Annotated in this window: 17 protein-coding genes; 8 read left to right on the top strand and 9 right to left on the bottom strand. The window is 59.4% G+C overall.

Translation table 11 applies throughout. From position 1 onward, the window contains the following. Positions 1-451: 451 nt before the first annotated feature. The 4 genes from SM763_RS06180 to SM763_RS06165 form a co-directional block, all read right to left on the bottom strand. Entirely contained in the window at positions 452-1,276 is an 825-nt protein-coding gene (locus SM763_RS06180) for a flagellin N-terminal helical domain-containing protein (protein WP_368997993.1), read from the bottom strand. A 733-nt stretch (positions 1,277-2,009) separates the two neighbouring features. Next, on the bottom strand, positions 2,010-2,843 hold the full coding sequence (locus SM763_RS06175; protein ID WP_368997992.1) for a flagellin N-terminal helical domain-containing protein: 834 nt from the start codon (positions 2,841-2,843) through the stop codon (positions 2,010-2,012). Between the two features lie 214 nt (positions 2,844-3,057). Then, positions 3,058-3,417 carry a flagellar export chaperone FlgN gene (locus SM763_RS06170; RefSeq protein WP_065272151.1) on the bottom strand — a complete coding sequence of 120 codons (360 nt, stop codon included), beginning with the start codon at positions 3,415-3,417 and terminating at the stop codon, positions 3,058-3,060. Then, positions 3,414-3,719 (bottom strand): rod-binding protein, encoded by a 306-nt coding sequence (locus SM763_RS06165; RefSeq protein WP_274831681.1) that lies wholly within the window; start codon positions 3,717-3,719, stop codon positions 3,414-3,416. Before SM763_RS06165 ends, SM763_RS06170 begins: the two co-directional genes overlap by 4 nt. Before the next feature lie 522 nt (positions 3,720-4,241). Between SM763_RS06165 and fliK the strand changes: the two genes are divergently transcribed. The 3 genes from fliK (at position 4,242) to SM763_RS06150 (ending at position 7,187) form a co-directional block, all read left to right on the top strand. After that, entirely contained in the window at positions 4,242-5,555 is a 1,314-nt protein-coding gene (gene fliK / locus SM763_RS06160) for a flagellar hook-length control protein FliK (protein WP_368997991.1), read from the top strand. Positions 5,556-5,558: 3 nt separating this feature from the next. Continuing rightward, on the top strand, positions 5,559-6,239 hold the full coding sequence (locus SM763_RS06155) for a FlgD immunoglobulin-like domain containing protein (protein ID WP_368997990.1): 681 nt from the start codon (positions 5,559-5,561) through the stop codon (positions 6,237-6,239). 171 nt (positions 6,240-6,410) lie between these two features. Then, positions 6,411-7,187, top strand: a complete 777-nt coding sequence (locus tag SM763_RS06150) for a phosphotransferase family protein (RefSeq protein WP_368997989.1) — start codon at positions 6,411-6,413, stop codon at positions 7,185-7,187. On the opposite strand, the gene SM763_RS06145 is transcribed toward SM763_RS06150, so the two are convergent. From SM763_RS06145 to SM763_RS06125, 5 genes are all read right to left on the bottom strand, one after another. Next, entirely contained in the window at positions 7,160-8,482 is a 1,323-nt protein-coding gene (locus SM763_RS06145; protein WP_368997988.1) for an NAD(P)/FAD-dependent oxidoreductase, read from the bottom strand. The two genes, SM763_RS06150 and SM763_RS06145, sit on opposite strands and share 28 nt — an antisense overlap. Beyond that, positions 8,482-9,297, bottom strand: a complete 816-nt coding sequence (locus SM763_RS06140) for an ABC transporter permease (RefSeq protein ID WP_274831677.1) — start codon at positions 9,295-9,297, stop codon at positions 8,482-8,484. The genes SM763_RS06145 and SM763_RS06140 overlap by 1 nt, the downstream gene beginning before the upstream one ends. Further along, a complete protein-coding gene (locus SM763_RS06135; protein WP_368997987.1) occupies positions 9,294-10,175 on the bottom strand; it encodes an ABC transporter permease subunit in 882 nt (293 codons plus the stop codon). Before SM763_RS06135 ends, SM763_RS06140 begins: the two co-directional genes overlap by 4 nt. Further along, positions 10,175-11,302: an ABC transporter ATP-binding protein gene (locus SM763_RS06130; RefSeq protein ID WP_368997986.1), complete on the bottom strand. Its 1,128-nt coding sequence runs from the start codon at positions 11,300-11,302 to the stop codon at positions 10,175-10,177. The genes SM763_RS06135 and SM763_RS06130 overlap by 1 nt, the downstream gene beginning before the upstream one ends. 111 nt (positions 11,303-11,413) lie before the next feature. Beyond that, on the bottom strand, positions 11,414-12,499 hold the full coding sequence (locus tag SM763_RS06125; RefSeq protein WP_065272159.1) for a polyamine ABC transporter substrate-binding protein: 1,086 nt from the start codon (positions 12,497-12,499) through the stop codon (positions 11,414-11,416). Between the two features lie 141 nt (positions 12,500-12,640). Between SM763_RS06125 and SM763_RS06120 the strand changes: the two genes are divergently transcribed. The 5 genes from SM763_RS06120 (at position 12,641) to SM763_RS06100 (ending at position 19,229) form a co-directional block, all read left to right on the top strand. Then, on the top strand, positions 12,641-13,327 hold the full coding sequence (locus tag SM763_RS06120) for a GntR family transcriptional regulator (protein WP_274829391.1): 687 nt from the start codon (positions 12,641-12,643) through the stop codon (positions 13,325-13,327). 65 nt (positions 13,328-13,392) lie between these two features. Next, positions 13,393-14,787: an aspartate aminotransferase family protein gene (locus tag SM763_RS06115; protein WP_274835466.1), complete on the top strand. Its 1,395-nt coding sequence runs from the start codon at positions 13,393-13,395 to the stop codon at positions 14,785-14,787. A 347-nt stretch (positions 14,788-15,134) separates the two neighbouring features. Next, positions 15,135-16,235, top strand: a complete 1,101-nt coding sequence (locus tag SM763_RS06110) for an ABC transporter ATP-binding protein (protein ID WP_274829392.1) — start codon at positions 15,135-15,137, stop codon at positions 16,233-16,235. An 84-nt stretch (positions 16,236-16,319) separates the two neighbouring features. Next, positions 16,320-17,420, top strand: coding sequence for an extracellular solute-binding protein (locus SM763_RS06105; protein WP_065272162.1), 1,101 nt, complete (start codon positions 16,320-16,322; stop codon positions 17,418-17,420). Between the two features lie 129 nt (positions 17,421-17,549). Then, on the top strand, positions 17,550-19,229 hold the full coding sequence (locus tag SM763_RS06100; RefSeq protein ID WP_368997985.1) for an ABC transporter permease: 1,680 nt from the start codon (positions 17,550-17,552) through the stop codon (positions 19,227-19,229). Positions 19,230-19,233 lie beyond the last annotated feature (4 nt).

The following is a 19,233-nucleotide window of genomic DNA, read 5'->3' as shown; positions in this document are numbered from 1 at the left end:
GATGTCCCGAAGGGCATCTCTGACGTCTTTCTGACTATGCGTTAAGCCATCCGGCTCCCGCGCCACCCCGGTTCCTGGGACGCAATTAGACATTGCCACGAAAATTGCTAAGGGAGTTCTAATGGGGAGAGTGGCCGGTAGTTAAATCGTCGCAAAGTTGTGCGACCTTTCGCAGGATTTTCCAGTTTCTGATCCACCCGGTTGCTATAGCGGATCTTGCGGTCTGCGCTGACTTATACCGTCAGACCTTTGCGCAGCCGACGCAGGTTCGCCATCCGTGCTGCGGCTGAGCGAATGCCCCCATGGCGTTTTCGATGGGTCCTGATCGCGCGTGACCTTGCTTAGCGCTCCCGAAAGGGGGGGGCTCCAGGTCGGAGACATTGTTGAGCGCTTCGATGAGGGGCCGGGGATAAAGACCGGGGCGCGTCTGGCGCGCCCCGGATCAGGCCGTTTAACGGAACAGCTGCTGTAGGGTCTGTGGCGCCGAGTTGGCAATCGATAGCGTCTGTACGCCTAGCTGTTGCTGTGTCTGCAACGCCTTTAATCGCGCGGATGCGGCTTCCATATCAGTATCCACCAGCGCACCGATGCCGCTCTTCATCGCGTCAGTCACCTTTGAGACGAATTCGGACTGCTTTTCGATGCGAGCTGCCGAAGCACCCAGGGCGGCGGCGCCGTCGACCGCAGTCTGGATCAAAGCCTCAATCTTCGCGATGGAACCGTCAGCGGCTGTCGAAGAACTGACATCGACGTCGCCCAGCGTCAGGCTGGCTTCAAAATTGACCGAGCTTACGGTGATGTTTGACGCGGTGACTGTGCCAGTCGAATCGCGATCAAGCGAGGACAGAACGGTCAGGTTACCGCCGGCGGTGTTCAGCAGGTTCGCACCGTTGAACTGCGACCCTTTATAGATTGCTTTGATCTGGTTTTTCAGCTCGTCGACTTCGGCTTTGAGTTTGCCGCTGTCCACGTTCTCCCCGGTTGCATTGACCACTTTTTCCTTCATCTCTTTCAGAAGGTCGGTGATCTGTTCGGCGCCAGCAAGTGCAACCGCAACAGTGGATTCCCCCAGAGCCAGCGAATCGCCCACGGCGTTGAAGCCGGCAACATCCGATTCCATGACTTTCGAAATCGCCCAGATGGCCGAGTTGTCCTTGGCCGTTGCGACGTCCTTACCGGTGGAAATCGCGTTCTGGGTATTCTCCAGGTTCATGTTGATGGAGTTCAGGGTCTGCAGAGCGACCATTGCGCCGTTGTTCGTCAGAATGCTTGTCATAGCTTTTTGTCCTTTAGCATTAGGAGACGTTTCGTCTCGCGTGTTTGATGCCCCGAAGGGCGTCTCTGACGTCGTTCTGACTATGCGTTAAGCCGTGCGGCTTCCGCGCCCCCCCCCGTTTCCCGAGGCGCGATTATACCTTTCTGCAATAGTTTCTAAGAGAACATTAATGGAGAGAGTTGGGATCTATAGAATTCCGCCTAAGTTGTGCATGCCTCTCGAATATTTGATCCAATCCGGTTCCAAGCGGATCTTGCGGCCCGCGCCTTCGTATAGATCCGAACCTGTCCGAATGACTTGCTCGCCGCAGGACGCGCGGTTTTTCGTCGCTCTGGTCAAGGTTAGGGGCTCAACTGGCCTTTGGTGCGACCTGCACGGGGGGAGCTCATCTAGGCTCGTGTGTGGGGTCCACTGATTGCAATCGCCACGCAACTGGCACAGGTTCGCCATTCGTGCTGCGACTGAGCGGATGCCCCTCCCCAATGGCACTTTTCGATGGGTTCTGAATGCGCGTGACCTTGCCTCACGCCGTCGAAAAGGGCTGGCGTTTCAGGTCGGAACACTGTTGAGGTTTTTGGTCGTCTGTTCTTTCCGCGCGAGAATGGCTTTTCTCTTTTTCAGAGTGCCATCCACCATGGCAGTACGTCCTTCGCCGAGGCCGACATTTCGTTCATCGATGAGGGGCTAAGGATAAGAAACCGGGGCGCGTCTGGCGCGCCCCGGATCAGGCCGTTTAACGGAACAGCTGCTGTAGGGTCTGTGGCGCCGAGTTTGCAATCGATAGCGCCTGTACGCCTAGCTGTTGCTGCGTCTGCAACGCCTTTAATCGCGCGGATGCGGCTTCCATATCAGTATCCACCAGCGCGCCGATGCCGCTCTTCATCGCGTCAGACACCTTTGAGACGAAGTCGGCCTGCTTCTCAATGCGGGCTGCCGAAGCACCCAGGGCGGCGGCGCCGTTGATTGCAACCTGGATCAGAGACTCAATCTTCGAGATAGAAAGTTCAGCCTGCGTTGAATTCGAAACATCGATGGTCCCCAGGGACAGGTTATCCTCAAAATTAACCGAGGCTACGGTGATGTTCGAAGCGGATACTGTAGAGGATGTGCCAGTCCCATTGCGGTCAAGCGAGGACAGAACTGTCAGGTCACCACCGTTCTTGTTCAGCAGGTTTGCACCGTTGAACTGCGACCCTTTGATGATCGAGGTGATCTGGTTTTTCAGCTCGGTAACTTCGGCGGCAAGTTTCCCGCTGTCCACGTTCTCGCCGGTTGCATTGACCACTTTTTCCTTCATCTCTTTCAGAAGGTCGGTGATCTGTTCGGCGCCGGCCGTTGCAACCGCAACAGTGGATTCCCCCAGAGCCAGCGAGTCGCTTACCGCGTTGAAGCCGGCAACATCCGATTCCATGACTTTCGAGATCGCCCAGATGGCCGAGTTGTCCTTGGCCGTTGCGACGTCTTTACCGGTGGAAATCGCGTTCTGGGTATTCTCCAGGTTCATGTTGATGGAGTTTAGGGTTTGCAGGGCGACCATTGCGCCGTTGTTCGTCAGAATGCTGGTCATAGCTTTTAGTCCTTTAGCAATATGAGACGTTTCGTCCCCGAGTATTTCCTGTCCCGAAGGACATCTCTGACGTCTTTCTGACTATGCGTTAAGCCATCTGGCTTCCGCGCCACCTCGTTTCCCGAAGCGCAAGCGGACTTTGCTGTGGAGTTTGCTAAAGGAACCCTAATTACGAGATCAAGCTTCTGTGATATCAACCGTTGGTTGTATTTCCCTACGCGCGCCTCTCGAGTTTTTGGTCCAAACGGGTGCCATAGCGGGTCTTGCGGCCCGCGCTGTCATATACGTCCAGACCTTTGCGAACCCGGCGCAATTCGGCCATACGTGTTGCGACCGAGCGGATGCCTTCCATGGCGCTTTCCAGAAGATCCTGATTACGCGTGACCTTGCTTTGCACCTTCGAAAGGGTTTGGCGTTCCAGATCGGAAAAACTGTTGAGCGCTTCGATCGCCTGTTCTTTTCGCGCGAGGATGGCTTCCATCTTTTTCAGATCGCCGTCCATAAGGGCAGCGCGCTCTTCGTCGAGGATGGTATCCAGTTCATCGATGAGGGTCTGGGGATTTTGGTCAGTCATTTCTGAGATTCCTTCAGTGCGTGATAGAGTGATTCGGCGAGCCCGATGCCGCCGGCTTTTGCAATTTGTTCTGCCTGGGCACGGACCAGAAAGCTGGAAAACTGTTCTTCTCCAGCACCGCCGCCGCCAAGTCCTTCGCGTGATTCACCAAGCCCCGCAGATTTCAACATTTCCGCCAAAAATGAAGCTTCTAGCTCGAGCGCCGCCTTGCGCAGAGGGTCATCTTGCGGGGGCTGTTGCACTGGCTGGGGCTTGGCCTGCGGCAGGGCCTGTGACAGGGGGGATATGGTTGCATTCGGCATTTTGGCCTCGGTCTGACAGAAACTACGAATTGCTTCGATTTTTCTGAGACTGCGACATAACCGGTTAAAATTGCCGTAACCGCTTTGAGGTAGAAGGGGGTATCGAGATAGAACGTCTGGAAACCCATGCATACCACATCACTCATAGGTCAGGCCCTTGGCGGAGCTACGGGCAGCAAGACCTCCCCAGCGCAGGATGCTCCGAAAAAGACTCAGGATCGTTCGTTCGCAGATCATGTAAATGACGCATCCTCCAAGCAGGAGGCGGCACAGTCCCAAACATCAGAAACAATCGATAGCGGCATAGCGGATCAGGCTGATTCTCAGGCTGCTGTTGAGGCGGATAGCGCGTCCGCAAGATCAGAGGACGCGGTTGCCGATCAGGCGACGGGAGAATCGACCGGGAGCGCAGCGGGAGAGGATGTTGAAACGCCGAGCGAAGCGGCCATTTCGGCAGGACATGCGGCTCTGGATGCGGAAAAACGGTCTGCCAGGTCTGCAGATCTGCCTGAAGGTGCGCGCGTGGGGCAGAAGATAGGTCAGGGAGCTGTCGCCGGATCGGCGGTGGCAGAAGACGGCGAAGCAGCCGGTAACACGACAGCTCAGACGGCAGGCGAGGAAAAAGCGCAAGGTCCGGCTGCCGCAGGCGCAGCCTTTGCCGGACGAGAGACGATTGAAAACCAGGCCCCGGCGCGGGCGGCACAGTCAGGTGGTAAAGCCACCGCGGGCGGTGGCGATGTGAAGGTCGGCGAACAGTCGGCCATGACGGTCAATACCGAAGCGGCCCAGGAAGAGGGAGCAAGCCCCGCCAGAACGCAGACCGGAGCCGCAGATCAGGCCGTCGCCAGAGTGGCTCAGGACAAGCCAGGCGCTGCGGCGGCAACTCCGGCCAGCCCTGCAACCGCGGCTGACGCGACCAAATCCGCGACACCGGCTAGTCCGGCAGAGGCGAAAGCATCGTTGAAAGCAGAAGAAAAGGCGGCTGACGCCCGGATGGCTGCAGCAGACAAGGCGACGCCCGCTGCCGCCGCCGCCGCGAGCAAGACATCTTCCGCCGACAGTCTGCCGAAGTCTGTGTTCCAGATGCAGGTCGAAAACGCAGAAGCCGGGGATTCCCGCAAGGCGCGCTATCGCACCCGCAATGGTGATGCGCAGGCCGCTGCCGAAGTGGCCAAGGCATCCACTGCTGCTGCGGGTGTCCAGACAAACGCGGCCACTGCAGTCAACGCAACCACCAATTCCGCCATTGCAATGATGCAGGCGTTGCAGGCAGACACCATGAAACTGTCGCAGGCGCCGGGGTTGCTGGGGGATTCATCCGGTAGCGGGTTGAGCATGACAGCAGATCTTCCGGGATTGCCGCAGCTTCTGACCGAAGCGGTGTTCCAGCCCGGAATCACGCACCGGCCGGAAACCCCGCGTATGATCGCTTCGCAAATGGCCGAAGCATTCGTGGCGAAAGGCGACCGGAACGTGGATGTCTCACTGAACCCCGAAGAGCTGGGCAAGGTGAAGATGCGCGTTGCGACCAGTGAAAACGGCATCACCATGATCATCCAGACAGAACGCCCGGAAACCGGCGATCTGATGCGTCGGCATATCAATGAGTTGGCCGAGGAATTCCGTCGCATGGGGTTCCAGGACATCTCGTTCGAATTCAGCAGCGGTGATTCCGCGGGCGGGCAGGCCCAGCAGGGGCTGGGCGATGGCACCGGTGCCGGGACCGGGCATGGCGCCTCGACCGGGGCCACCGATATGAGCGCGACCGATGAGGTCGCTGAAACGCAGATACAGAACCTCCGGTTGGGCTCGACCGGCGTTGATATGAGAGTTTGAACCATGACAGATGCTGTAAGCGCGGCCAGTGCCGCGACAACGACACAGGCCAGCGCCGCGAAAGCTACGCGTCCGACCGGGCTGACTTCGGATTTCGAGACCTTCCTGAAAATGCTGACCGCCCAGGCGCGCTATCAGGATCCTCTGGAACCGCTCGATTCGACCGAATACGCATCACAGTTGGCGCAGTTCTCGATGGTGGAGCAACAGGTTCAGGGCAATGATCTGCTGCTGGCCATGCAGAATCAGCTTGGCCTGTCCAATATGGCGGCGATGTCCGGCTGGGTGGGTATGGAGGCCCGCGTTGCGGCGCCGGGGTATTTTGACGGATCCTCTCCGGTGGTGGTGGCTCCAAATCCGGCGGCTGCTGCGGATCAGGTGACAATGGTCGTCACCGATGCTGATGGGACCGAAGTCGCCCGTATCAACCTGCCTGTTTCGGCGGAGCCCTATTCCTGGGATGGTACCGATCAGGAGGGGAATACGCTCGAACCCGGCAGCTATGCCTTCACCATCGAAAGCAGCCGGGACGGTGAGGTGCTGCTAACGGATCTGGCCGAGGTTTATACCAAGGTGACGGAAACCCAGATGCAGGGCGGCGATGTGGTCTTGATCACCGAAGGCGGCTCGGCGATCTTGGCATCCACTGTGACGGGGCTTCGCGACGCTCCGGCCGAAACCTGACAATAGGGCAGGGACCGCCGGAACATCGGGGGGCATCGTCCCCTGATACCCTCGCATTTCGCCGGGGGATGAAGACTGGAGTGGACCCTGTCAGCCAAATCGCCTGAATTTCACAGCAGATTTTTTGCGTATCTGAACGCCTCGGGATTTGAGGCGCGGGCCCCCCGGATCTTGACCGGGGGGCGTTCGAATCATGTCTGGCGCATGGGCGATTTGGTGGTGAAATTGTTCGAGCCGGGACGAAAAAATCCGCTGTTTGCCAATGATCCCTTGCGGGAAATTGCAGCGCTTTCGGCCTTGTCCGGGACCGGAATGGTGCCGCATCTGGTCACTTCGGGTCATTTCGAGGGGCGCCATTGGTTGGCCTATTCCCATATTGAGGGCGCTCCCTGGCAGCGCGGTGCTGCCGAAGTGGCCCGGCTGCTTGGCCGGTTGCATGATCAGCCGGTTTTCGCAGGCGTTCCCGCAGGCGTGAATGGCAGCGCGATGCTGACGGCGCAGACCGAAAGCATCCTGTCCCAAACCCAAGGTGGCGCGGATCTGCGCGCGATGCGCCCCTCAGGACAGGTGCCGCCCGCCTCCGGCACCAGCCTGATCCATGGTGATCCGGTGCCGGGCAATCTGGTGGCGCATGACGGAACACTGACCCTGATCGACTGGCAATGCCCGCAAAAAGGCGACCCGGCCGAGGATCTGGCACTTTTTCTGTCGCCCGCAATGCAATTCCTGTACCGCGGCAAAGTCTTGAGCCGCGCCGAGGAGGCCGCCTTTCTTGCGGCCTATCCGGATCGGCAGGTCGTCGAGCGTACAGAGGCCCTGAAGCCCTGGTTCCATTGGCGCATGGCAGCCTATTGTCTGTGGAAAGCGGAGCAAGGCGGGGCGCAGGACCGGGCCGCAATGCAGCTGGAGCTTGCCGCGCTTCAGTCCATCATCCCCATCACCGCATAGGCGGGTGGCATCACCACCCGGCGGGCGCGGCCAAAGGGGAATTTTTCCATGCTCTGAATGACCGGGGAATAGGGCAGACCGGGCTGTTTGCCCTGCACCAGATCGGCCAGCAACCGACCGGAATAGCTGCCCATGGCAACCCCATTACCGTGATAGCACAGGCCCGCGAACATCCCTTTTTCACCGGGCACCGGCCCGACAAAGGGCACCAGATTGCGCGCCATCGAGACCATGCCGGACCAAAAATGCGTGCCTTCCACCGCGCGCCATTCCGGGAACATGGTGTCAAAATGCTGGCGCAGCAGGCGGCGAATCGCTGCTTCGGAGCGCGGCGAGGCAAAAAGCCCACCCCGCATGCCAAACAGGAACCGCTGGTCTGGCATCAGCCGGAAATAATGCAGCAGGTTGCGGGTATCAAAGGCCATCTGATCACTGAACCAGCCCTGTGCCCGCAGCTCCTCATCGCTGAGTGGGCGGGTCACCATCACTGTGGATTGCGCCGGGATATAGCGGCCTGACAGCCAGTCCGGAAGCCCGTCCCAGGAATAGCCGTTCGTGGCCACGATCACCTGATCGGCGTGCAAAGCACCGTCTGGTGTTGTCAGGATATGCCCGCCGCTTGATGCGCGGCTGAGTCCGGTGACCGGGCTGTTCTGAAACAGGCGGGCCCCGGCAGATTGCGCGGCGCGGGCGATGCCGAACAGGTATTTGCGGGGATTGAGACCGAATCCCACCGGGGTTGTCAGGGCACCAAAAAAGCCGCCGTTCATTCCGTTCGCGGCCAGTTCATGCTGTTCCAGCAACTGCGGTGAGCCGCCCGCAGCGGCAATCTCATCGGCCTGTCGGCGCAGCGCCTTCATGGCGCGCGGGCTGTGGGCCATCTGGGTTTCGCCATCCGAGTGGGTATCGGCATCGATCTGGTGACGATCCAGCAGCTGGCGCACCAGATCCACGGCTGCGACCTCTCCGGCATCATAGATGTCGGTGGCCTCGGCGCCGAATTTGCGGCGCATGGCAGCGCCCGACAGCTTGGCACCTCCGATACAACAAAAGCCGCCGTTGCGCCCGGAGGCACCCCAACCGGGTGTTTCAGCCTCAAGCAGGGCGACCTTTGCTCCGGCCTCGGCCAGATGCAGGGCGGCGGACATGCCGGTGAAACCGCCGCCGATTATTGCGACGTCCGCCGTCACCTCACCGGACAACCTGGGCCAGTCGGGGGCAGCGATGGTTTCATCCCACCAGCAGCCGTCCCGCGGGCCCGGCCCATAGGCGTAGTCAGAGAAGATCCGCCGCATCAGGTCCGCGCCGCCGCCTGTTCATCCCGTTTCTGCCGCACCATCTGGTGTTTCGTCACCAGCGAGGCCGAGATCACGCCGACGGTGACGATGGCGATCATGATGGTCGACAGCGCGTTGATCTCTGGGGAGACCCCAAGGCGCACTGCCGAAAAGATCTTGATCGGCAGGGTGGTGGCCGCTGGTCCCGAGGTGAAAGAGGCAATGACCAGATCATCGAGCGACAGGGTGAAGGCGAGGAGCCAGCCCGAGATCACCGCAGGTGCGATGATGGGCAGGGTCACCAGACGGAATGCCTCGGCTGGGGAACAGCCCAAATCCAGCGCGGCCTCTTCCAGCGACCGGTCGAATGTCACCAATCGCGAGGAGACCACCACCGAAACGTAGCACATGGAGAAGGTGGTATGCGCCAGAACGATGGTCAGAATCCCCCGGTCCAGCCCAATGCCGATGAACAGCAGGAGCAGCGACAGACCGGTGATTACCTCGGGCATCACGAGGGGTGCGTAGATCATCCCGGAAAACAGGGTGCGGCCAAAGAACCGGCCGCCGCGCACCATCACATAGGCGGCCATGGTGCCAAGGACCGTCGCGATGGTCGAGGAGAAGACCGCGACCTTGATGGTGACCCAGGCGGCGTTGAGGAAGGCCTCGTTCTGCATCAGCTCGCCGTACCATTTGGTCGAAAAGCCCGCCCAGACGGTGACCAGCTTGCTTTCATTGAAGCTGAAGATGACCAGAATCACCATCGGCACATAGAGAAAGGCAAAGCCAAGCGTCAGCGAAACGGTATTGAACCAGCTCATCCTGTTCATTGTTCGGCCTCCTGCTGTTTCTGCTGGTTGCGTTGGAACAGCACGATGGGAACGATCAAGAGGAGCAGCAGCACCACCGCCACGGCCGAGGCAACCGGCCAGTCACGGTTCGAGAAGAACTCTTCCCACAGAACCTTGCCGATCATCAGCGTGTCCGATCCGCCCAAGAGCGATGGAATTACGAACTCGCCCAAGGTGGGGATGAAGACGAGGAAACAGCCCGCGATGATGCCGGGTTTCGACAGCGGGATGGTCACCAGCCAAAAGGCGGAGAGCCGCGAACAACCCAGATCCTCGGCCGCTTCGATCAGCGATTCATCCATCCGTTCCAGCGCGGAATAGATCGGCAGGATCATGAAGGGCAGGTAGGTATAGACCACGCCGATATAGACGGCGGTATTGGTGTTGAGGATGGTCAGCGGCTCGTTGATGATCCCCAGCCACAACAGCAACTGGTTGAGGAACCCTTCGTTCGACAGGATGCCCATCCAAGCGTAGACGCGGATCAGGAAGCTGGTCCAGAACGGCAGGATCACCAGCATCATCAGCGTCGCGCGCCATTCGGACGGCGCCCGCGCCATGCCGTAGGCGATCGGATAACCCGCCAGCAGCGTCAGCACAGTCGAGAAGAAGGCGATCTGCAGCGAGCTGAGATAGGCTTTCCAGTATAGATCGTCCTGTGTCAGCCAGACAAAGTTTTCTAAGTCCAGCTCGGACAGGAAGGTCCAGATGCCCGTCGCCCAGTCGAATTGCGGCATATAGGGCGGGCGCGCCAGCGCCACATCCGAAAGCGAGATTTTCAGGACGATGGCAAAAGGCACCAGAAACAGCGCAAAGAGCCACAGGTAGGGGACAATGATCAGGGCAAAGCGGCGCATCAGTTCGCCAGCAGGACGCCTGCCGTGGCGGTCCAGGACAGCCAGACAGTGTCTTCCCATGTAAAGGCCCGGCGCGAGATGCGGCGGGTATTGGCAGCCTGCGCCTTGATCACCGCGCCAGAGGGCAGTTCAACGTGATAGGTCGAGATATTGCCGAGATAGGCAATGTCGAGGATCTTGCCCTGCACCGCGTTATCGGCGCTTTCGGGACGGTCTGCCGTGATGGTGACCTTTTCCGGGCGGATGGCCAGATGTGCGGTCTGCCCGTCCGAGAACGTGTTGGGGGTTTTGACCGTCAGCGGTTCCTGCCCTTCTTTCCAGTTCAGGGCATAGCTGTCTTCGCCGGTGGGCGTGACGGTGCCGTCGATGATGTTCACATCACCGATGAAATCGGCGACGTAAACGGAATTGGGGGTCTCGTAGATGCGATCCGGGGTGGCGACCTGCATGATCTTGCCGTTGTCCATCACCGCAACGCGGCTGGCGACGGTCATCGCCTCTTCCTGGTCGTGGGTGACGATGACAAAGGTGGTGCCAGTCTTCTCCTGAATGTCCATCAGCTCGAACTGGGTGTCCTGGCGCAGCTTCTTGTCGAGCGCACCAAGGGGTTCGTCCAGCAGCAACAGTTTTGGCGCCTTGGCCAGCGACCGGGCCAGCGCCACCCGCTGCCGCTGTCCACCCGAGATCTGGTGCGGTTTGCGGCGGGCGAATTTTTCCAGCCGGGTCAGGCGCAGCATGTTCTCCACCCGCTCGGCGATGTCGTCCTTGGGCATGCCTTCGCGTTTGAGCCCGAAGGCGATATTGTCCCAGATGCTGAGATGCGGGAACAGCGCGTAGGACTGGAACATCATGTTCACCGCGCGCTTGTTCGGCGGCACCGGGGCGATATCCTGACCGGCGAGATAGATCTTACCTTCGGTCGCGGTTTCAAACCCGGCGAGCATCCGCATCAGCGTGGTCTTGCCGCAGCCCGAGGGGCCAAGAAGCGCGAAGAACTCCCGCTCGTATATACCGATTGTCAGATCGTCGATTGCGGTGAACTCACCAAAGCGTTTGGTGACATTTTGGAACTCGATCAGAGGCTTGGCCTCGGGGTCGTTCCAGGGTTCAAAAACGGGAAGTGTCAATCCGGCCCCCTGCGCGGTCCAGGTCCAAAGCGGCACTGGCCCCTTTGGAAGGTGTATTGGCATAGCCCGGCAGGGCACAGGGTGCGCCCTGCCGGATCAGGCGATATCGGATCAGGTGCCCGACTTGATCTTGGTCCACAGACGGGTCACGACGCGCTGCACCTTGGGGGCATAGGGCGTGGTGGTGAACAGGTTGGCCAGGGTGGCTTCATCCGGGTAGATCGCCGGATCGCCGATCACGTCCTCAACCAGGAATTCCTGCGATGCCTTGTTGCCGTTGGCGTAGTAGACGTAATTTGATGCCGCCGCCATGTTCTGCGGGTCCATGATGAAGTTCAGGAACACATGCGCCGCATCCGGGTTCGGGGCGTCGACCGGAATGGCCATCTGGTCGAACCACATCTGGGCGCCTTCGACGGCCGCGTGATAGGCGATTTCGACGCCATTGTCGGCTTCGGCGGCGCGGTCACGGGCCTGCAGCACGTCACCGGACCAGCCCACTGCCACGCAGATGTCACCATTCGCCAGCGCGTTGATGTATTCGGAGGAATGGAATTTCTGGATATAGGGACGCACAGCCATGAAGACGCCTTCGGCCTTGGCGATCACGTCCGGGTCATGGCTGTCGGGATCTTCGCCGATGTATTTCAGCGCAGCGGGGATCATTTCTGCCGGGGCATCCAGGAAATGCACGCCGCATTCGGCCAGTTTTTCCATGTTGTCGGGGTTGAAGACCAGCTCAAGCGAGTTGATCGGGGCATCGTCGCCCAGCAGTTCCTTGACCTTGCCGACGTTCACACCGATGCCGGTGGTGCCCCACATGTAGTTGATGGAATAGGCGTTGTCCGGGTCGTACTGTTCGGTGCGGTTTTCGACCACATCCCACATGTTCTTGTGGTTGGGCAGCTTGGACATGTCCAGTTTCTGGAAAGAGCCTGCCATGATCTGGCGCTGCAGGAAGGTGCCGCTGGGCACCACCACGTCATAACCCGACCCGCCGGCCAGCATTTTGGTTTCCAGAAGTTCGTTGCTGTCGAATACATCGTAGATCAGATCGATCCCGGTCTCTGCCTCGAACTTTTCCAGAAGGGCTTCGTCGATGTAGTCGGACCAGTTATAAACGCGCACCTCTTCCGCGATGGCGGCCGTGCTGCTAAGGGCAACGACGGCGGTCAGTGTCATCGTCTTGAGTGTCATGAGTATCTCCCTGTGCCTGCCGGTTTCATTGCCCGGCTGGGGTGGATTTGATCAAGTTTTGCCTCGTGGGGCAATACTGTTTATGTTTTCACCGGGTGGTTCTTGGTGCAAGCTGCCCAAAAACTAGGAGGATACCCCAAGGTGACAGAGATCACATCTTCGGCCCAGAATGCAGAAGACGGCGCGGCGAAAACGCCGGCCCATGAGGCCGTGTATCAAAAGCTGCGCGCGCAGATCCTGTTCGGTGAACTGGCGCCCGGGCAGGCGGTAACGATCCAGGGTTTGACTGCGGCTTTGGGGGTTGGGATGACACCGGTCCGCGAGGCGATCCGCCGACTGATCTCGGATGGGGCTCTGGTGTTTCAGGGCAACCGGCGTGTTTCCGTTCCCCTGCTGCGGACATCGGATGTCAAAGAGCTTATTTTCGCAAGAAAAACAATTGAGTGTGAGCTTGTCAGGCTCGCAACAACACAGGTTTCGGACGCCGATATCGCTGAGCTGGAGCGTATCGACACGGCGCTGGATCAGGCGATTTCCGCAGGCGATGTGCCGGGGTATCTGGCGCAAAACTACAGTTTCCACACCGCATTATACAGTCGCGCCGCCGCTCCGATCCTGACCGATCTTGCGGATCGCCTATGGCTGCGCTTTGGCCCGTCCCTGCGGGTGGTCTGTGGCCGCTTTGGCACCCAGAGCTTTCCGGACCGTCACAAGGACATCCTTGAGGCCTTGCGTCGCAGGGATCCCGAAATGGCTGCTTTGGCGATGGAGCGGGACGTTTGTCAGGGCATGGATCAGGTCAGCATGGGGCTGGATCCGGACAACTGATTCGATTGACACCGTGAAATTTGATCATATTCTGGGGCCAATCTCTTATTTTTGGAGCGACTCCCATGAATGCGATCACCAACCACATGCCGACGGCCGAATTGCAGGCCCTGGACGCCGCGCACCACATGCATCCCTTCACCGCCAATGGTGAACTGGCGGAAAAAGGCGCCCGGATCATCACCCGCGCGAGCGGCGTCACGCTGACCGATAGTGAAGGCAACGAGATCCTCGACGCGATGGCGGGCCTGTGGTGCGTCAACATCGGCTATGGCCGTGACGAGCTGGCCGATGTCGCCGCCCGTCAGATGCGCGAGCTGCCTTATTACAATACCTTCTTCCAGACCTCGCATGTGCCGGTCATCGCTCTGGCCAACAAGATTGCGGAACTGGCGCCCGGTGATCTGAACCATGTATTCTTTGCCGGGTCGGGATCTGAGGCGAATGACACCAACATCCGCATGGTGCGTCACTACTGGGCGCTGAAGGGCAAACCGACCAAATCCATCATCATTAGCCGCAAGAACGCCTATCACGGCTCTTCGGTTGGCAGCGGCAGCCTGGGCGGGATGTCGGCGATGCATGAACAGGGCGGCCTGCCGATCCCGGATATCCACCATATTAACCAGCCGCATTGGTGGGCCGAGGGTGGTGACACCTCCCCCGAAGAGTTCGGCCTGCAGCGCGCGCAGGAACTGGAACAGGCGATTCTGGAACTGGGCGAAGACCGCGTTGCAGCCTTTATCGCCGAACCAGTTCAGGGTGCGGGCGGCGTTATTGTGCCGCCGGAAACCTACTGGCCGGAAATTCAGCGCATCTGCGATAAATACGAGATCCTGCTGATCGCGGATGAGGTGATCTGTGGCTTTGGCCGCACCGGCAACTGGTTCGGCAGCCAGACCATGGGCATCCGCCCGGACATCATGACCATCGCCAAGGGGCTGAGCTCGGGCTACGCGCCGATCGGTGGCTCGGTGGTGTCGGATGAGGTCGCCGCCGTGATCGCGAGCGACGAATTCAATCACGGCTATACCTATTCCGGGCACCCGGTGTCCTCGGCGGTGGCGCTGGAAAACCTGCGCATTCTCGAAGAGGAAAACGTGGTTGGTCACGTGCAGGATGTGGCTGCGCCCTATCTGAAAGAGAAATGGGAGGCGCTGATTGATCACCCGCTGGTGGGGGAGGCCAAGATCGTTGGTATGATGGGCTCAATCGCGCTGACACCGAACAAAGAAGCGCGGGCTGCCTTTGCTGCACCTGCCGGAACGGTGGGCTATATCTGCCGCGAACGGTGCTTTGCCAATAATTTGATCATGCGCCATGTGGGCGACCGGATGATTATCTCTCCTCCGCTGGTCATGACCCCGGCCGAGATCGATACCCTGATCGAACGAGCCCGCCTGTCGCTGGACGAATGCTATGCCGCACTGAAAGAGCAAGACCTGCTGCACAGCGCCTGAACTTAAGCGCAAACACCGAATTTCGGCAGGAAAGCGGTGTTTGGCATGCATTATTTGCCTGAAAAACAGGCCCTGCGCCGGAATCAAAGGATCTTCCCGGCGCAGGGCCTTTTCTTGCACATTTTCGTGAAAGGGAGCCCGTGGCAGAGGATTCTCCTGTATGATCATTTAAAATATGCCGCAAATTCTGCTTTTGCGGTCGCAATCGGTCCGATCCGCTGAAAGCTAGTCCCTAAGCTAGTTTCAAGCACTGAAAGGACGATCCGGTTGCATCCACCATGGTGGGTATGTTTACATCAGTGCAACGAGTGCAGACCAAACTGCCAAATTAACACGGGGAGCCTGTTTTGGCTGATGCGTCAAACAGTGATGCGTTCGTTGAATTCGAACGTGTCCAAAAGAGTTATGATGGCGAAACGCTCGTCGTCAAAGACCTTAACCTGGTGATGCCTAAAGGTGAGTTTCTGACAATGCTTGGGCCGTCTGGCTCTGGCAAGACAACTTGCCTTATGATGCTTGCCGGATTTGAAACCGCCACCCACGGGGATATCCGTCTGGGCGGTGTTTCGATCAACAACATTCCGCCGCACAAGCGTGGCATCGGCATGGTGTTCCAGAACTATGCGCTGTTCCCGCATATGACCATTGCCGAGAACCTCAGCTTTCCGCTGGAAGTCCGCAAGATGGGCAAGTCCGAGCGTGAAGAGAAGGTCAAGCGCGCGCTGGACATGGTGGAAATGGGCGCCTTTGGCGGCCGCCGCCCTGCGCAGCTTTCGGGTGGTCAGCAGCAGCGGGTCGCTCTGGCACGCGCGCTGGTGTTCGAACCCGAACTGGTTCTGATGGACGAACCGCTGGGCGCGCTGGACAAGCAACTGCGCGAAAAGATGCAGTTCGAGATCACCGATCTTGCCCACCGTCTGGGCATTACCGTGGTTTATGTGACCCACGACCAGACCGAAGCGCTGACCATGTCGGACCGCGTTGCTGTGTTCGACGATGGCCGTATTCAGCAGCTGGCGCCGCCGGATCAACTTTATGAAGAGCCGGAAAACAGCTTCGTCGCGCAGTTCATCGGTGAGAACAACACCCTTGAAGGCACCGTGAAAGAGATCAACAACGGTCTTGCTCTGGTGCAGCTGGATGGTGGCGAATTGATCGACTGTAAGCCGATCAACGTATCCCAGCCCGGCGAGCGCACCCGCGTTTCCATTCGCCCCGAGCGGGTCGAATACAACAAGGAACGCCTGCAGGAAGGCGCCCACACCCTGAAGGCCGAAGTGCTGGAATTCATCTACATGGGTGACATCTTCCGTACCCGTCTGCGGGTGGCGGGAAATGACGAATTCATTATCAAGACACGGAACGCACCGGACCAGGTTCGCCTGAAGCCGGGCCAGCAGATTGAAATCGGCTGGCTGCCCGAAGACTGCCGCGCGCTGGACGCCTGACGACGGCGCGCGCTTTGAAACCCCCGGCGGCCAAGTGACCGGGGGATCACAGTTAAATTCAAGATCAACAAGGAGAGAGTGTTTATGAAACTCACCAAACTGACAGCCCTTGCCGCCACGACGGCGCTCTGCGCGCCGATGGCGTTCGCAGAAATGGCAGACGAGATGACCATCGTGTCCTGGGGTGGCGCATATTCGAACTCCCAGCTGAAGGCCTATCACGAGCCCTATGCTGAAAAGACCGGCGTCAAGATCATCAACGACGAAAGCTCGGCCGAAGCGGTTGCGAAGCTGCGCGCGATGAACGAAGCGGGCAACGTGACCTGGGACGTGGTTGACGTGGTTGCTGCGGACGCGATGCGTCTGTGCGACGAAGGTCTGGCGATGGAAATCGACGCGGACGAGCAACTGGCTGCCGCACCCGATGGCACCCCGGCCTCCGAAGACTTCGGCGAACTGCTGGTCTCCGACTGCTTCATCCCGCAGATCGTTTACTCGACCACCTTCGGCTACCGCACCGACATGGTTGGCGACACGCCTCCGGATGACATCTGCGACGTCTTCGACCTGGAAGCCTACCCGGGCAAGCGCGCGCTGGAAAAGCGTCCGATCAACAACATGGAATGGGCTCTGCTCTGTGACGGCGTTGCAAAGGACGAAGTCTATGACGTGCTGGAGACCGAAGAAGGTCAAGAGCAGGCCCTGGCCAAGCTCGACACCATCAAGGACAGCGTGATCTGGTGGTCTGCTGGCGCCGACACTCCGCAGCTGCTGGCTGACGGCGAAGTCGTGATGGGCTCCACCTACAACGGTCGCCTGTTCTCGGTCATCGAAGAGCAGAAGCAGCCCGTCGCCATGATGTGGGACGCTCAGGTGTTCGACCTGGACGGCTGGATTATTCCGGCAGGTCTGTCCGACGAGCGTAAAGCACGCGCGCTGGACTACATCATGTTCGCAACCGACACCCAGCGTCTGGCGGACCAGGCCAAGTACATCTCCTACGGTCCGGCCCGTGCGTCCTCCGCTCCGCTGGTTGGCAAGCACGCCGAACTGGGCATCGACATGGCGCCGCACATGCCGACCGATCCGGCAAACGCAAAGAACACGTTCCTCTACAACTACGAGTTCTGGGCTGACTACCGCGACGACATCGACGCCAAATTCCAGGCGTGGCTGGCCAAGTAAGCCGGTCTGAAGACCTCGCCAGAGAGCGCCCGCCGCTCTCTGGCACCCACTCTTCGTATCAGGTCGCATCTGAACGACCGGAAGAGCAAAACCCGCGGGCGACACAGCGGGCAAAACACAGGGATAGATATGAGCGACACCACCCAATCCGGCCCGGTTCTGGCGGCTGACGGCACGCCATTGAAGCGCAGCCTGGCCCGCGCCCTGAGAATGCAAAAGATGCGTGCGCTGATGCTGATCGCACCGCTTCTGCTCTTCATCCTTCTGACCTTCATTCTCCCGATCGGCGACATGCTGTTCCGCTCGGTCGAGAACCGGATCGTTTCGGACACGCTTCCCAAGACCGTGGTCACCCTTGCCGACTGGGACGCCAAAAGCGGTGAAGCCCCCGGCGACGCGGTATATGAAGAGCTATATTACGATCTATTTGTGGCGGCAGAGGCTAAGGAGCATACCAAGCTCGGCACCCGCCTGAACTATGAACAGACCGGTATTTCCTCCCTGTTCCGCAGCAGCGGCCGCAAGGTTGATGACATCGGCAAGGACCACGTCAAAGCCATCGAACGCGCTGCCGATCGCGCCCTCAAGGATGAGGCGCTCTGGTTCGAAATCATGACCGGTGGCAGTGGCGCGGCGGGCAATTCCGATCTGCTGACCGCACAGCGCGAAAAGATGCGCAATCTCACGGATGAGGTTTTCCCGGCCGATATCGGCTTTGTGCCCGGCGCCGAGATTTCCGAACTCTTCCCGCGCATGGCGACCGCCTATACCGATTTCGCGCTGTTCACGGCGATCATCGATCAGGATGTCGTGGCCGAAGAAGATCCCTGGGAAAGCGTTTTCGTGGCCTTTGCCACCGAAGTGCAGGCCCCCGGTGGCGCAGAAAAACTGGCCAGCTATAGCGGCCCCGGCGCGGCTGAACTTCAGGCCGCGGGCGAAGCACTGGCCGATCTGGAGCCGATTTCCTTCAAGGCAGCCTTCCTCGACATCGACGAAGACTGGGGCGACGTCGACAACTGGCGCACGATCCAGACCTACAGCCCGAAATATACCAGCGGCTATTTCCTGAACTCCATCGACATGCAGAAAGGCCCGGATGGCGCCGAAGCGCGTCCCGAGAACCAGCAGATCTATATCACGCTGCTCAAGCGTACGATGTTCATGTCTCTGGTGATCACGGGTTCCTGTATTCTGCTAGGGTACCCGGTGGCCTGGATCCTTGCGAACCTGCCGACACGCTCGGCCAACCTGCTGATGATCCTGGTGCTGCTGCCTTTCTGGACCTCGCTTCTGGTGCGGACATCGGCGTGGAAGGTGATGCTGCAGCAACAGGGCGTCATCAACGACGTGCTGATCTGGCTGGGGCTTGTGGCGGATGACGCCCGGCTGGTGATGATCAACAACCAGTTCGGTACCATCGTGGCGATGACCCACATCCTGCTGCCCTTCATGATCCTGCCGATGTATTCGGTGATGCAGACGATCAACCCATCCTACCTGCGCGCGGCGAAGTCGCTGGGCGCGACCAACTGGACGGCCTTCTGGCGGGTTTATTTCCCGCAGTCGGTGCCCGGTATCGGCGCGGGGTCGATCCTCGTCTTCATTCTGGCCATCGGCTACTACATCACCCCGGAAATCGTCGGCGGCACCAAGGGTGTCTTCATCTCGAACCGGATCGCCTATCACATCTCGTCTTCGCTGAACTGGGGCCTCGCGGCTGCACTTGGCGCGATCCTTCTGGTCGTCGTTCTGGTGCTCTACTGGGCCTATGACAAGATCGTCGGCATCGACAACGTGAAACTGGGATAATCGA

Origin of the sequence: Pseudophaeobacter sp. C1-32P7 (genome assembly GCF_041008775.1) — a bacterium.
GTDB classification, from domain to species: domain Bacteria; phylum Pseudomonadota; class Alphaproteobacteria; order Rhodobacterales; family Rhodobacteraceae; genus Phycobacter; species Phycobacter gallaeciensis_A.
This window is presented reverse-complemented; position numbering and strand designations above follow the sequence as displayed.